Consider the following 14,256-nt stretch of genomic DNA (forward strand, 5'->3'; position numbering starts at 1 on the left):
GGGTTCCTTGGTACTTGCACACAATTATCCCCAGAACAAGCAGAGCAAGGGGTATTCAAAAACCTCACCAAGATCCACCTATAATAAATAAGGGAGCCAAGAATGTCAAAATTCTTGGCTCCCTTTTTTCTACCTAAACAAAAATCCAGAAGGTCCTCTACCAGCAGCAAGGGTCTCCACCACCCCTCCGTTTCCATCCAATTTAATAACTGTTCCATTTCCCTGCCAAGCCGCGTTCTCTCCTACATAGAGTTGCCCTGCTCCTGAATGATAGCCAAGCCCATAAAAATTGGTACCTGTATAGAAACTCTCGTCCAAGACTGTCCCTTCTTCCAGGGATACCTTTGCCACACTTGTGCCCCCTCCACTGGAGGTAAGTATAAATACTTCACCCCCGCTGCCTAGTGCATGGCTTCCGTTCCACAGGCTATTGGCCAAGGGAATAGCTATTGACTCGATCACCTGAAAATCCTGGGTGTTGATACGATGAAAATAAACGGACTCGGAGTCCCTTGCGTACAGGTAGGTGTTACCCGCATATTCGAGGAAAAAATAAGGACTTCCCCCTTCAATAGGTATGCTTTCCATTAGTGTCTCTGCTTCTGGGTCAATCACCTCCACCACTCCACCAGCAGTACAAGCCACAAACAGGTGTCCATTTGCAAAGATCATCCCTTCAGGAGCGCTGGATACAGGTATTTTTTGCGCCACTGTACCGCCTTGTGGGTCCCTTACCACCGCCACATAGGAATCAGGGCTGGCAAAATTATCATCGTAAGGGCCAAAATCACTGATAAACAATTTTTGCCCTACCCTGACAAGTGACCGGGAAATATCTAAATCCCCGTTGTTGACGCTTCCCACGCTCTGGAAGCTTTGGGCATCCACCACTTCCACTTTACCGGTGTTGGCCACCAAGTAAATCCTGTCTTCAAAAAGAAGCATGTCCTGAATAAGGCCCGCAAAGGGTCTTCCATTCACCTCCTCAAAAATATCGGTTCTCATATCCCCGGACTGGGGGTCATAGTGAAAGACCTCCCCGTCATTTGCTCCAAATGCCCCTTCATTCATAATTAACACCCCCTGTTCAAATGGGCCTCTGGGAACTTCGACCGGATCATTTCCGCAGGCAGCGGCGACTATCGCCAGTGATAAAATTAAAAACCTTGGTAAAACTCTGTACATCTTCATAGATCTATGGTTATGTTAATTTGATAGTTTCTTCCTGGCATAGGCCTAAGCCTAAGGACTTGATAATCGTTGTCAAAAAAATTATTGACCTGAATCCCCAACCTGCAAGTGGCAAATGCTTTCATAGTCCACGTATAGTTTATCCCGGCATCCAACAAAGCGAATGCATTTACTTGGGTGGAATTATCAGTTCCCACATACCTGTCACCTACAAAAGTGTAGTTCGCCCATGAGCTGAAGGGGCCTCTTTTAGCCGATAAATAGCTGTTGCCTTTATGAAAAGGGGTATAAGGAAGCTGATTCCCTATACTTCGTCCGGCATCCTCCTGATCCCCTGCTATGCGGGCCTGTACGTAGGAGTAGTTGATGTCCGCAGAAAGATCCCATTTGGAAAATGAAAATTCTGAGGAAAAAGAAGATTCGATCCCCTGGTTCCTTACTTTTCTGATATTCACCGGGGTCCAAAAACTTTCCCCTGGCAACCATACGATCCATTGGTCCACCAGCATATGGTAATAATTCACCTCGGCCTCCCAGTTGAACGCACCGCGCTTCCCCTTTTGCACCACGCCCATCTCAGCGCTCAAGCTTTTTTCAGGAAGCAAATCAGGGTTCCCCCCTGGGGACCAAAACCGATCATTCAGCGTGGGTACCTTAAAATTTTTGGAAGCAGCCCCTTTTAGGGTAAGGTTATGGGTCTCTTTGTCGAAAAAACCCCATTCCAAACCCAAGGATGGGGTAAAGGGAACAAATTCCCCATCCACTACCATTTGCCGCAAATTGATTGCCCCCTCTATGCTTTTACCCAAGTGAAATAGATGCGAATGGTAGAGTTCCAACCGCTGTTCTTCTTTATAGTAAGTACTCAATTCACCTACGATATGGGTAAGTCGAGCACCTGACTTCCCATGCATTTTTTCGGTTGCTTGCCACTCTGCCTCTGCTCCTATAAAATACTGTCTAGTGATATTTGAGGTGCTAAGGTTAAACACCTGATCATCTTCTACGTAGCCCAACTTGAGATTGTATTGCACCTGATCTCTGAAGTGGCGGAGGTCTGCCACCCACCTTACATTGGCATCCTCTTGCACATCCCTGGTGTTCGAACCCATCACCGGCAGTATTTCCCGGTCGGTAAAATGATACCAAAAGGAAGAACTCACTTGGGTATTTGCCCCTACATTCCAAGCTAGGTCCTGTACAAGTCCCCTTGTGTGCACACTGGCATGTTCTTGCCTTTCAACAGGTGTTCCTGCCTTACCCAGATTTCTATAAGGGAAATTGTTTGCCGACCGATTGATATAAGCTCTGGTATGGGAAAAGAACTTTTGGTTGGAATAGCTGTGCTCCACCTGGTTTTGCCAAAGACCAAAACTGCCATGCGCAGCTCTCACTTTTACCTTATGCCCTTGAGCAAAGGAAGGTTGGCTACCTAGATGGATGGAACCCCCTATGGCATCGGTGCCAAATAAGGCCCCACTACCTCCATACTGAACCCGGATAGCGTCACAGCTACCCACTGTAAGCAGAGAAAAATCCATTTGCCCCAAAGAGGGACTATTTATGGGCAGCCCATTCCAAAACACGGCATTGTGCCCGGCGGCGGTTCCCCTCATATTGAGTGTGGCCAGCATACCTGCCCCATATTCCCTCACAAAGATACCTGTTCTTCTTTGCAAAAGTTCGCTGAGTGCCTGTCCTTGGAAAGCGCCAATTTCCTCTTCGCCTAAGGTATTAACCTTATATCCAAGAGAATATTTTTCCCAAGGAAACGCACGTACTTCTACAGTCTCTAAGTCCAGGGTATCCCCATGGACGAGCTGCTCCGCTGGATGGGGGAACAAAAATGACCCCAGCCAAGCCAACACAATTACTACCAATGCTTTTCGAATTAAATAATCCTACATCAATTATTTAACCCAAAGCTCGGTGGTGTATAGATCGAAAGAAATGAATAAACACATATCCCCTTAAACGGTAAGGGGTGTTCGTTTAAATACTTCCTAAGCCTTTCACCCGAAAGCCTTGAATTTGTTGAATTAAGGCAGGTCTCCTGACTTCCCTTTTGTTGTCGGCCTTCTCATCCCTAGCGGGACAATGGCGATGATGGAACAACAAGCTTTTGATCGACCTAAGTCGAATAGGGTTACAGTTGCGGGGACAGCTCCGGGTTTTCACCGGATTCCCTTTTCATCCCGGCACCTTGAATGGGTACCAGAAACCTTTATTCAATTACAAACATACGGGTATTTTGGGTGAAAAAAAATAATTCAGGTTTTCGAGCATGACCCCTTGGCTATGGGAAATTTTGGTAATACAGTTTTCATAGATAAGTTTCAGGTTTCTAAAAATGAGTGGTGAAATCGAATGCTTTCCTATTAACAATCAAATCAATTGTGCTGGTAAATTTCTTTACCAGCAATTTTTATAACCCTTAGGTAATACCCTGATGTCGAATTTCTTTAAACTTCTAGCTTAAAAGCAGCTTTTCAGGAATTATGAAAACCCATATCGGGATTCAGCTATACGCAGGCAGGGAATTTAACCACTGAACTTCCTACGAAGAACTGAACTTTAAATTCATCACTTACCTGTCCTACGAAGCACGAAACCCCTGCTTGGGTATAGGTGATGTTATCGCTTCGGTGTTCTTCTCTGTCCATTTTCTTCACTATTTGTATTGTCTTATGAGCCAATTGAGCCAATTATGAGCCAATCAAAACATAAGTTGTACCTGCCCCAACTTCTCCACTTCTGTCCAATACTTTGAAAACTTCTCTACAAGTTCAGTAAGGTCGCTTTTGTGCAATATGTGCAATTATTGTGCAATGCCATTTAAAGTATAATAAGCACCTGCTCCTTTTTGACCACTTGGTAAAAATAGACCTTTTTCAACCAACTCTGCTAAATCGTTACTTGCTGTATTTCTTGAGCAGTCATTGATTTTTTGATAGTCACTATTGGAGACTTTTCCATTGTCTTTTACGAAAAGCACAGCCTTAATCTGCCGTTCATTAACTCCAAGCTCTTTAAGTTGGTTGTGACTATAAATGTCCTTTCTAAACTCCACCCAAAAACCAGAGCTTTTAAAATAAAATAAGGGTGTTGGGAGTCCAAAATCAAAGCACTGTTCTATAATCTTGGAAATGCCACGCCCCCAGGATTCAATGTATCCACTTCGAAAAAAAGCATTTGCAAGATCTGGATTGAATGGTTTTGAAGCGTGCTTTTCCAAAAGCGTTTCAATTGTCCAATTTTCAGGCAGTTGTCCTTCGTTCCAAATCATTAGTTTGTCTTTATAAACACTGATTTGAATAGGAACACCACCCGAATAGTCTTTGTGGGCAACAGCATTTAACAAGGCTTCCCTGATTGCTTCTTTTGGATACTCGTACGTTTCCACACGATTCAATCCTTCATAGCTTATCAAAGCCTTAACGTATTTTGTAAAAAGTAACTCTGTGGTCTTTTCAATTTGTTCAAAAAGATTTCCGTGGATTTCATCCTGAAATCTCAAATCACTGTCACTTTCGAAAAATCCAATTTTTATGTAAGCCCCTGTTACATATTTTTCAGGATTGGTATAAAAAAGCAGTATAGAGGCACGCTTAAGAAATTTTCCTTCCTTGAGTTGAAGATTCTCAATAAGATGCTCGTTGCTGTCAGTTAAACTTTCTTCATCTATTCTTTTGCTTCTGAAAGCTCGTTTTCGAAAAAAATCAAATGTTTCTTGCTTAAGGTCACTAGTTGAAACATTCGGAACAGGAACACCATCCCATCTTTTGCCTTTTTTCTGAAGGAGAAACTTATCAAGAGCTGCCCCTTTTAATTCCTGCTTGGTGCTTCCGCTTCTGTAATGATATTGTCCTTTGTAATTAACTGGATAAGGATGTTGCTCAACAATAATTTCAATATATTTCTCTTGATCAATTTGGTGCAGATTAACATCAACCAAAATCCCTAAAATGTCTCTGACCTTGTTAGGGATTTCTTCTAAAAGCTTTTTCGCATCCCTCAAGTCAACTACATTTCCAGAGTCGTCTTTCCCGATAAAAATAGTACCACCATAAGCATTGGCAAAACCACAAATCCATTTCAGGTATTCGTCTCTCTAGGTTACTTTGAACTCAATATTTTGCGATTCTGATGTCACTACTAATATTTAATAATTTCTAAGTTTCAAATTTACTCTTTTTTCTAATGTCATTTTGCTGTTCGGATTTTATACACTGAGCGATAACTGCATATATTGGGTAAAATAGTTACTGGTTACCACCAATGACCCTTTTGCTATGGAGTCTTTAATGAATTGACTACCTTTATCTTTGAATCAATAAACCTATGTGAAGCCATGATTTATCGCCTATTTTCCCTATTCATCATTTCCTCTTGGTTGTACACCCCTTCCGCCATATCCCAACAGGACACCTTGGATCAAGCCATTGAAAAGCACAGAAAAGGTACTATCACCATACAAGCCCCCAAAGGTGCTGAAGTCCATGTCAAACAACTCAGCCACGAATTTTGGTTTGGGGCGGCCATTGCAAATGGGCTTGGTTCCGGAAATATGAACCCCGATGACCTGGAAAAATACAAGGCTGTCTTTCTGGAGAATTTTAATAGTGCCGTCACCGAAAATGCACTCAAGTGGGCCAATATGGAGCCCCAAAAAGGTCAAGTGAACCATGAAACCGTGGAAGGGATCCTGGAATGGACAGAGGCAAACGGCATCCCTTTACGAGGGCATAACTTGTTCTGGGGCATTGAGAAATTCGTACAACCCTGGGTGAAGGAGTTAAGCGATGAAGAATTGGAAGCCACCATCAAGCACCGGGCCATATCCATAGCCAAAAAATACAGGGGCCGCTTTGCCGAATACGACCTTAACAATGAGATGATCCATGGCAATTATTACGAGGATCGACTGGGTCCGGACATTACGGCCAAGATGGCAAAGTGGGTTTTGGAGGGGGATCCAGATGCCAACCTGTTCCTGAACGATTATGATATACTTACTGGAAACCGTCTATCGGACTACTTAACCCATATCCGGGACTTATTGGAACAAGGAGTGCCCATCGCTGGCATAGGGGCACAGGGACACCTGCATGGAAGCACCTTTGAACGTGAGGCTCTGCAATATAGCCTGGATTCCCTCGCTCAGTTTGGCCTACCTATTATGATCACCGAATTCAATATGCCCGGACAACGATCTAAGTTTTATAAGGACACTAAATTGGAAATGACCCCGGAGGAAGAGGCTCAAATGGCTGAGGAATTGGTAGCCTATTACCGCATATGCTTTGCACACCCCTCCGTAGAAGGTATATTGATGTGGGGTTTCTGGGAAGGCGCCAACTGGATCCCGGCTTCTTCCCTATACACCCGGGATTGGCATCCCAGGCCCGCGGCGAAGGCATACAGGGAGTTGATTTTTGACACCTGGTGGACGGAAGCCGACCATACCATGGGTGAAGGAGGCGAATGGACAGTACCCGCCTTCTATGGCACCTACCAAGTCACGGTGGATGGGGAAAGCCAAGAAGTAATACTTAACAAAGAAAAGGAAAAGATCAAGCTTACTTTCTCCAGTCTGGATTAGCTAACCCCAAAGTAATAAATGGAAACCTAAATATCTTAGGGTTTAATCAAATCGGTAATCATTGAAGATTTAATTTAACAAACCTCAAATAGAAAATCTGGGGTTATTCAGTAATTTTTAAACTCCGTAAACAAGAATTAAGAAATCTTCAATATCTTTAGAAAAGATAATCAGAATGAAGCCTTTTTTATGAATTTTTATCGGAATTCCAGCCATATCCGTTGTTATGGCTGCCCTCACATATGCTGTTCTGGTGTTTGAGTATGAAAGGATCGAAAAAGCAGTTGTATTGAATATCCAAACCTTATTGCTTTTTTAAGCGTTATTTATACGATGGTATTGAAGACGGTGATATATTTCAGAAGATACAATATCCCATCATTTTGAGCTTATGGAATTAGGTAATCTTATTTATTGGCTATTGGTTGCGATGGGTGCCGTATTTACGTTGGCCGCAGTTTTCGCCTTAAGGTACATTTCCCGTAATGCGGGTTATGCTAGGGTTTATTCTGAATTAGCCGACGATCCTGACCCTACTTATTCCAAAAGGGCACCCTTTTGGAGGATTTGATGGTTCCCATCCTCCGTAGTGAGGACCTTACCCGGTAAATGCCGAATTTGGGCATTAAAAATTGCTTTCCCGATCCCCAATCTAAATTAGATTCATACAGCCTTTTCTATTCATTTTCAACTTTCCATTTTCCATTCTCAATTAATAATCGCCTCCCACAAGACTCTCCAACACCGACTGCTGCCAACTGATTAATTCCTCCTCCATTTCTTTGGCTATTTCCGGGAAGGCCTCTATCAAATTATTGGTCTCAGCCGGATCCTCTCTCACATCAAAGAGTTCCTTTTCCGCATCTTCTGCCGGGCCGCCGTTCAGCACCAGCTTATAGCGGTGGTCCAGCCATGATCTGGCACCTGAAAAATCCCGGTCTTCAATGGATGGATGGTGGTAATTCTTAAAATTCCGGGTGGCAATTCCTCCCATTAGCTTTACCAGAGGGGTAGTGCCTACTTGAAGATCCTCTTCGATATAGGGCTCCAACCCATCACCTCTGTCCCTACCATTCCAAAAACCAATAGGGCTGGGTCTTTCCTGCATCTCCCCCTTTATCATGGGCAAGAGGCTAATACCGTCCAGGGGCCTATCGGGAAGGGATACCCCTACTATATCGCAGAAAGTGGGCAACACATCGCTGCTTACCCCATTTGCCTCACTGACCAATGGGCTTTTTATCTTTGCGGGCCATTCCAATACACTAGGCACCCGCACTCCCCCCTCATAAATACTGCCCTTCTGTCCCCTAAAAGGCACCGTGGCATTCCCTTCCTGAGGGGTGCCGTTATCCCCAAAATACCAAAGCACCGTATTGTCCCTTAAGCCCTGCTGCTCCAGAAAATCCCTCATCTGTCCAATGGACCTGTCCATGGCCGTGATTTCCGCAAAACGTTCCCTTAGCACTTCACCCTGGGGGCGTTCAACGGCCTTTCCTGTTTCATTGGAGGTTAGCCTGACTTTTTTATCCCCATATTTCTCCGGGACATGGTCGTATGGGGATAGGTCCTTTTCCAAGCCACTGTAGGGTTCATGAGGGGAACCGTACCAAATCATCACAAAAAAGGGTTTGCCCTCCCTCTTTGCTTTTTCTATAAATTTGATGGCCTCGGCCACCACCACTTCCGATCCCTCCCCTTTGAAAATTACGGGTTCAGCACCGTTGACCGAAAGCGGTGGATCCATTTCAAAAAAATTGTCGTGGGAAACCCATTCATCAAAGCCCATGGCCCCGGGATTAGTCGGTGAGCCTGCTTTTACCGGCCCCAAGTGCCATTTGCCGTAATGGGCTGTGGCGTACCCGGCATCCTTCATCAATTGTGCCACGCTGATCTCCTCCGGCCTAATGCTGTGACCGGGAGTGAAGGTACCGTACCGGTTGGGGTGCCTGCCCGTGATGATACTGCCCCTGGTAGGGGAACATACCGGGGAAGCGGAATAAAAACGATCCATCCGTAGGCCATTTGCCGCCATTTCGTCTAAAATTGGGGTTTTTAAATCCGGGTGCCCGTTGTAGGCAGTCTCGTCCCAGCCATGGTCATCCCCAAGCAAAAGCACCACGTTGGGCAACTCAGGTTCGGTTTCCCTTTGCTCAGCTTTTTCGCAAGCAATAAGTATAAGGAGAGTAAGCAATGAAAGTAGTGATGTAGTGATCTTCATTTTTAAGGTTTCTTTTTGGGTTAGTTTAACTTACTACCGGTGATATTTTAAAAGGTCTTAGTCCTTATTCTTCCGTAATTTCCATTTGCTATGGGTGGATAAAGCTACTGACGACCTCTTCTTTCCAAGCATCTAAGGCCTCCTTCTGCGACCATTCTTTTTGGGGGTAGTTTGGGCCATACAATAAATTTTCATCCCTAACCACCAATTCCCCTTGTTTTACAAACTCCTCCCCCCTGGGAAGCAGATGTTGAGCCATACGGTCTCTCCATGACTCTAGTTTTTCTAAATGTTTTTCTTCAGATGCTAAATTTCTGCTTTCCCCGGGATCTTCCGACAAGTCAAACAACTGCTCTTCCCCAGTCCTGAAAAACCAGATGTACTTTTCTTTGCCGTCTGTCAGCGCACACCAGTAGTTTTCTGCTTGATAGGTAGTGGCATGCTCCAGGTCAATGTATTCCCGCCATGGGGCATTTTGTGGGTCCCGCATCAAGGCAATCAAGGATTCACCCTCCATAGCCGTGGGTTTAGGGATTTTGGCTGCATCCAGAAAGGTCGGTAATATGTCCCTGATTTCCACAGGATGGGTTAAAAAGGCTTCCTTTCCTAAGCCGGTTTCAAAATCGTGCGGGGGTTTTATGAGCATGGGCACCTTTGAGGATCCCTCATAGGCGTATGATTTCCGCCAGTGATGATGATCCCCCAGCATATCTCCGTGATCCGAAACAAAAAGGATCAGACTGTTTTCATATACACCCTTCCTTTTCAATGCCTCCACTACTTTTCCTATTTGCTCATCCAAAAAAGTGATCAATGCATAATAATGCTTTCGGCTCTCCAGGGCATGATCCACCCCAAAATCCCCAAATGCGGCCTCCCGCTCATTGGGATAATCCCTGAATTTTTCCGACCAATCCCCAGTAAAAGGAACCGGAACGTCCACAATCTCATATAGATCCAAAAAACGTTGTGGAGGATCATAAGGGCTATGGGGCCTGGAAAAGGACACCTTCAGGAAAAGTGGTGCTTCAAGATCATAGGAGTCAATAAAATCGACCGCCATTTCCCCTTTCCAATGATCGGGATGTAAACGTTCCTCTAACTGGTAAACCCTTGGGTTATGCTCGTTCCATAAGATGCCTGTGGCATCGGGGTCTTTCCCCGGTGCCACCCGTTTAAACCAATCCCTGTAATCACTGATAAAACCCTCTGATTCAATCCGCCCACTTTCGTCAACCAAGGTGCCGTGAAATCCATGAAGGGCTTTTTGTGGAAACCAGTGAAATTTACCTATCCCATAGGTGTAGTAACCTGCTTCACGAAGCATTGCGGGCATTTCATTAGGGTATTTTCGGGCTACCCTCCCGTAACCCAACATGCCGTGGCCCCAAGGGGACATACCCGTGAGCAGTGCCGCCCGGGCAGGGGTACAGCTAGGTGTGGAGGAGTAGGCATTGGTAAAATAAACGCCATCACCGGCCAACTGGTCCAGGTTGGGTGTGATGATGGAAGAATTGCCCGCATAACCCACCGCATCCCCACGCTGCTGATCGGTCATGATCAAAATGATATGCGGCTGTTGGGCCATGGAAAGGGTAACCACAAACAACAACGCCAATAATAAAGGCAATCTGATAAAATGTATGTTCATGTTCATTCAATAAATCTGTAAACCACTAATAATCCTGACTTGATGTCATTTTTAAATCTAAAATCATCAATCCTCCAAAAACGGCCACTCAGGATCCTCCACCCTTGCCCCTTCCATGATTTGAAGCAATTCTTGGAGTTTTTCAGTGTGATCTTTGGACAAATCATTTTTTTCTCCAGGATCGGATGAGAGGTCAAACAGTAGGTCTCTTGTCTGTCCTTCCTTCACGTTTAGGCGGATCAGTTTCCAGTCCCCTTGCCTCAGTGCTTGTTTGCCACCCTGTTCGTGAAACTCCCAATATAGATAATCATGTTGGGGTTGTGGCTCTCCCATCAAGGCGGGCAAAAAGCTGATACCGTCTATTCTTTCTGGGGCCTCCACCCCTGCCACCTCTGCCAGGGTGGGCAACACGTCCCAAAAGGCAGAAATATGATCTGTTTTGGCACCGGCTTCAATTTTTGCAGGCCACTGGGCCAGCATCGGCATCCGTATGCCTCCTTCGTGCAGGTCCCTTTTGTAGCCTTGGAATGGGCCATTGCTGTTAAAGAAATCGGGATCGGCGCCTCCTTCTCTGTGAGGCCCATTGTCCGAGGTGAAGATCACCAAGGTATTTTCCATTAACCCCAAGTCCTCCAATTTATCCATAATCTCACCCACCTGGTCGTCCAGCAGGGTAACCATAGCCGCAAAGGCAGCCCGGGGATGGGGCTGGGAACCATAGCCTCCTACTTTAAATCGGGGGTGCTCCGGGTCATCTATACCCTCATAGGGTATTTCAGGCTCAAATTTGCTGGTGTATTCGTAGGGTGGCTCGGGGTTGGTCCGCTCTAAAAATAGTTCCATATAATCATCGGGAGCGAACAATTCCGCATGGGGGATAATGGAAGGCACATAGAGGAAAAAAGGCTGATCCTGATTTTCCTCGATAAAATCCAGCGTATGCTCATGGATCAGGTTGGGCACATACAGTCCTTGCTGTACCCCACGGTTTTCCTCCAGCTCCACCACCTCACCATTCATCCATATTTCCCAGGGGTAGTAATTATGGGCGATGGTCTGGCTGATATATCCCACAAACTGGTCAAAGCCCTGGTTCATGGGGTCCCCTGTGCTTCCGGGATATCCCAAGCCCCATTTCCCAAAAGCCCCGGTCACATAACCGGCCTCTTGTAAAATGCTGGCAATGGAAGTGGTGCCTTCAGGATGGGGAAACTGCCCGCCGTTCATGCCCCGGTTCCCTCTCACGGGGGTATGGCCGGTATGCAGCCCTGTCATCAGGGAAGACCTGGAAGGGGCACAGACAGTGGTACCCGCATAATGCTGGGTAAAGAGCATGCCTCTTTCTGCCAAGCGGTCGATATTTGGGGTACTGAATTTTTCCTGCCCATAGCAGCTTAGGTCCCCATAGCCCAGGTCATCGGCCATGATGTAGATGATGTTGGGTTTCTTATCAGATGTTTCGTCAGAAGCAGGGGGTTCACAGGAAAGGAAAATGTAGCTTAAAAGAATAATTGAGCCTACTAATTTTGGTTGGAGTGTTTTTTTTATTTGGGTCATTTTGTTACTTAATTAATGGAGAATTGAAAGTTGAAAATGGAGAATTAAAATCAATTTTCAATTATTATCAGATGCTGGATAATGATAAAAAAGGTTAATAAACAAAGCATCAGGCTAAATTCCAACATGCTAGAAGTATTAACCTGATGCTTTGTTCATTACTTCTCAATATCCGGGGTTTTGAGGGAAATCACCGGGGTTGCTTACCCTGTCTAGTCTGCGTCTGTGGGATATGCCGGACCAGGTGGAACTCCTGGATATTTGGGGCTGCATCACGGTTATATTGCCGAACCCTATCCAGCAAGGTACCAGTTCTTTTTAAGTCGTACCACCTTTGCGTTTCACCCAACAGCCGCTAAGTTCGCTGAGGGTATTTGTTGGTGTTCTCTGCCCTTTTCCTCTGCGTTCTTCGCGGATTCTTAGCGTACTTTGCGGTTTTCAATGGTTTTAACCGCTAAGGACGCAAAGGTTGTCGCAAAGGGCACTGAGGGTTTTGTTTTTATCTTCCGCCTTTTCCTCTGCGTTCTTCGCGGGTTCTTGGCGTTTTCTGCGGTTCTCAACGGTTTTAACCGCAAAGGCGCAAAGGTTGTCGCAAAGGGCACTGAGGGTTTTGTTTTTATCTTCCGCCTTTTCCTCTGCGTTCTTCGCGGATTCTTAGCGGGCTTTGCGGTTCTCAACGGTTTTAACCGCAAAGGCGCAAAGGTTGTCGCAAAGGGCACTGAGGGTTTTGTTTTTATCTTCCGCCTTTTCCTCTGCGTTCTTCGCGGATTCTTAGCGGGCTTTGCGGTTTTCAACGGTTTTAACCGCAAAGGCGCAAAGTTTTTCGCAAAGGGCGCTAAGGGTTTTGTTTTTATCTTCCGCCTTTTCCTCTGCGTTCTTCGCGGGTTCTTGACGTTCTCTGCGGTTCTCAACGGTTTTAACCGCTAAGGGCGCAAAGCTTGTCGCAAAGGGCGCAAAGGGTTTTTTCTATATTCTCCGCCTTTTCCTCTGCTTACTTTGCGGGTTCTTGGCGGGCTTCGCGGTTATCAGCGGCTTTAACTGTAAAAGGGACAGAGGTGGCCTCTGACGCTTACAATCCATTTACCACTCTTTTAATTCCATTTTTTAATAGAGCAACATTGAAGTTGATTAGCAACCCTAATTTGAAACCACCAAGTTTCATGTAGGTGAGTGTTTGAGCCAAATGTACATCATTTAAGTATTCCAAACTTTTAAGTTCAATCACCAATTTATTTTCTACCAATAGATCAATTCTATAACCACATTCCAATCTCACGTCTTCAAATATCAAGGGCATTGGCTTCTGTTTTTCAACTTTTAAACCGGCTTTACCGATTTTATAAAACAGACATTCCTGATATGCACTCTCCAGCAAACCCGGGCCTAAAGCTGAGTGGACCTCAATGGCTAAACCAATTACTTTATTTGATATTTCGTTTTCTATCATTTATTTGTAATTATTACTTTAGACTTTTAACACTTAATCGAAAAGGTACAGAGGTTTTCGCAAAGTTTGAAAAGTTATTTTTGTTATAATCTTCCCCCTTTTCCTCTGCGTAGTTTGCGGGTTCTTAGCGGGCTTTGCGGTTCTCAAGAGTTTTAACCGCTAAGGGCGCAAAGCTTGTCGCATAGGGCGCTGAGGGTTTTTGTTTTTATCTTCCGCCTTTTCCTCTGCGGGCTTCGCGGATTCTTAGCGGGCTTCGCGGTTATCAACAGGTTTAACCGCAAGGCGCAAAGTTTTTCGCAAAGGGCGCTGAGGGTTTTTTCTATATTCTCCGCCTTTTCCTCTGCGTTCTTCGCGGGTTCTTGGCGGGCTTCGCGGTTATCAGCGGTTTTACTTTTATCAGACTCATTTCAAATTTAGTGTTATAGGGAGGATTCTTTTGGATATCTTTCAAATGATTGGAAATCTTATATTTGATTGCCCAAATCAAAAAATTTTCGAAATGTGTGACTTTTCTTTGGGTAGCCTTTACCCACAGTTTTTCAAATACTTCCTGAACAATGTCCTCACTGGAAGTTTAATAGCGGCTT

General features: G+C 45.1%; 12 protein-coding genes and 1 riboswitch. Of the genes, 3 read left to right on the forward strand and 9 right to left on the reverse strand.

The window, feature by feature from the left end; genetic code table 11:
• Nucleotides 1-129 precede the first annotated feature (129 nt).
• The 4 genes from DB520_RS00850 to DB520_RS00860 all read right to left on the reverse strand — a co-directional run bounded on the left by DB520_RS00850 (nucleotide 130) and on the right by DB520_RS00860 (nucleotide 5,290).
• The gene (locus tag DB520_RS00850) at nucleotides 130-1,191 is read right to left on the reverse strand and encodes a YncE family protein (protein ID WP_114747784.1); all 1,062 of its coding nucleotides are present in this window, start codon (nucleotides 1,189-1,191) and stop codon (nucleotides 130-132) included.
• Nucleotides 1,188-3,071 (reverse strand): TonB-dependent receptor, encoded by a 1,884-nt coding sequence (locus DB520_RS00855; RefSeq protein WP_232834783.1) that lies wholly within the window; start codon nucleotides 3,069-3,071, stop codon nucleotides 1,188-1,190. Before DB520_RS00855 ends, DB520_RS00850 begins: the two co-directional genes overlap by 4 nt.
• A gap of 146 nt (nucleotides 3,072-3,217) precedes the next feature.
• A riboswitch (cobalamin riboswitch) is annotated at nucleotides 3,218-3,432 on the reverse strand.
• 281 nt (nucleotides 3,433-3,713) lie between these two features.
• Complete coding sequence (locus DB520_RS26430; protein WP_157971886.1) at nucleotides 3,714-3,854, reverse strand: hypothetical protein; 141 nt, start codon at nucleotides 3,852-3,854, stop codon at nucleotides 3,714-3,716.
• A gap of 155 nt (nucleotides 3,855-4,009) precedes the next feature.
• Nucleotides 4,010-5,290 (reverse strand): ATP-binding protein, encoded by a 1,281-nt coding sequence (locus tag DB520_RS00860; RefSeq protein WP_114747785.1) that lies wholly within the window; start codon nucleotides 5,288-5,290, stop codon nucleotides 4,010-4,012.
• Nucleotides 5,291-5,542: 252 nt separating this feature from the next.
• Here DB520_RS00860 and DB520_RS00865 point away from each other — a divergent pair, with 252 nt between their 5' ends.
• The gene (locus DB520_RS00865; RefSeq protein ID WP_114747786.1) at nucleotides 5,543-6,793 is read left to right on the forward strand and encodes an endo-1,4-beta-xylanase; all 1,251 of its coding nucleotides are present in this window, start codon (nucleotides 5,543-5,545) and stop codon (nucleotides 6,791-6,793) included.
• Nucleotides 6,794-7,184: 391 nt separating this feature from the next.
• Nucleotides 7,185-7,364, forward strand: a complete 180-nt coding sequence (locus tag DB520_RS00870; protein WP_114747787.1) for a hypothetical protein — start codon at nucleotides 7,185-7,187, stop codon at nucleotides 7,362-7,364.
• 141 nt (nucleotides 7,365-7,505) lie between these two features.
• On the opposite strand, the gene DB520_RS00875 is transcribed toward DB520_RS00870, so the two are convergent.
• The 3 genes from DB520_RS00875 to DB520_RS00885 form a co-directional block, all read right to left on the reverse strand.
• The gene (locus tag DB520_RS00875; protein WP_114747788.1) at nucleotides 7,506-9,014 is read right to left on the reverse strand and encodes a sulfatase family protein; all 1,509 of its coding nucleotides are present in this window, start codon (nucleotides 9,012-9,014) and stop codon (nucleotides 7,506-7,508) included.
• A gap of 88 nt (nucleotides 9,015-9,102) precedes the next feature.
• Complete coding sequence (locus DB520_RS00880) at nucleotides 9,103-10,665, reverse strand: arylsulfatase (protein ID WP_114748715.1); 1,563 nt, start codon at nucleotides 10,663-10,665, stop codon at nucleotides 9,103-9,105.
• Nucleotides 10,666-10,731: 66 nt separating this feature from the next.
• On the reverse strand, nucleotides 10,732-12,222 hold the full coding sequence (locus tag DB520_RS00885) for an arylsulfatase (protein WP_114747789.1): 1,491 nt from the start codon (nucleotides 12,220-12,222) through the stop codon (nucleotides 10,732-10,734).
• Between the two features lie 441 nt (nucleotides 12,223-12,663).
• Between DB520_RS00885 and DB520_RS00895 the strand changes: the two genes are divergently transcribed.
• Nucleotides 12,664-13,149 carry a hypothetical protein gene (locus tag DB520_RS00895; protein ID WP_114747790.1) on the forward strand — a complete coding sequence of 162 codons (486 nt, stop codon included), beginning with the start codon at nucleotides 12,664-12,666 and terminating at the stop codon, nucleotides 13,147-13,149.
• Between the two features lie 142 nt (nucleotides 13,150-13,291).
• On the opposite strand, the gene DB520_RS00900 is transcribed toward DB520_RS00895, so the two are convergent.
• Both DB520_RS00900 and DB520_RS27575 read right to left on the reverse strand, forming a co-directional pair.
• On the reverse strand, nucleotides 13,292-13,669 hold the full coding sequence (locus DB520_RS00900) for a GxxExxY protein (protein WP_114747791.1): 378 nt from the start codon (nucleotides 13,667-13,669) through the stop codon (nucleotides 13,292-13,294).
• Nucleotides 13,670-13,988: 319 nt separating this feature from the next.
• Nucleotides 13,989-14,228 carry a hypothetical protein gene (locus DB520_RS27575; RefSeq protein WP_114747792.1) on the reverse strand — a complete coding sequence of 80 codons (240 nt, stop codon included), beginning with the start codon at nucleotides 14,226-14,228 and terminating at the stop codon, nucleotides 13,989-13,991.
• Nucleotides 14,229-14,256: the final 28 nt, after the last annotated feature.

It is taken from the genome of Pleomorphovibrio marinus, from assembly GCF_003347495.1.
Lineage (GTDB): Bacteria > Bacteroidota > Bacteroidia > Cytophagales > Cyclobacteriaceae > Pleomorphovibrio > Pleomorphovibrio marinus.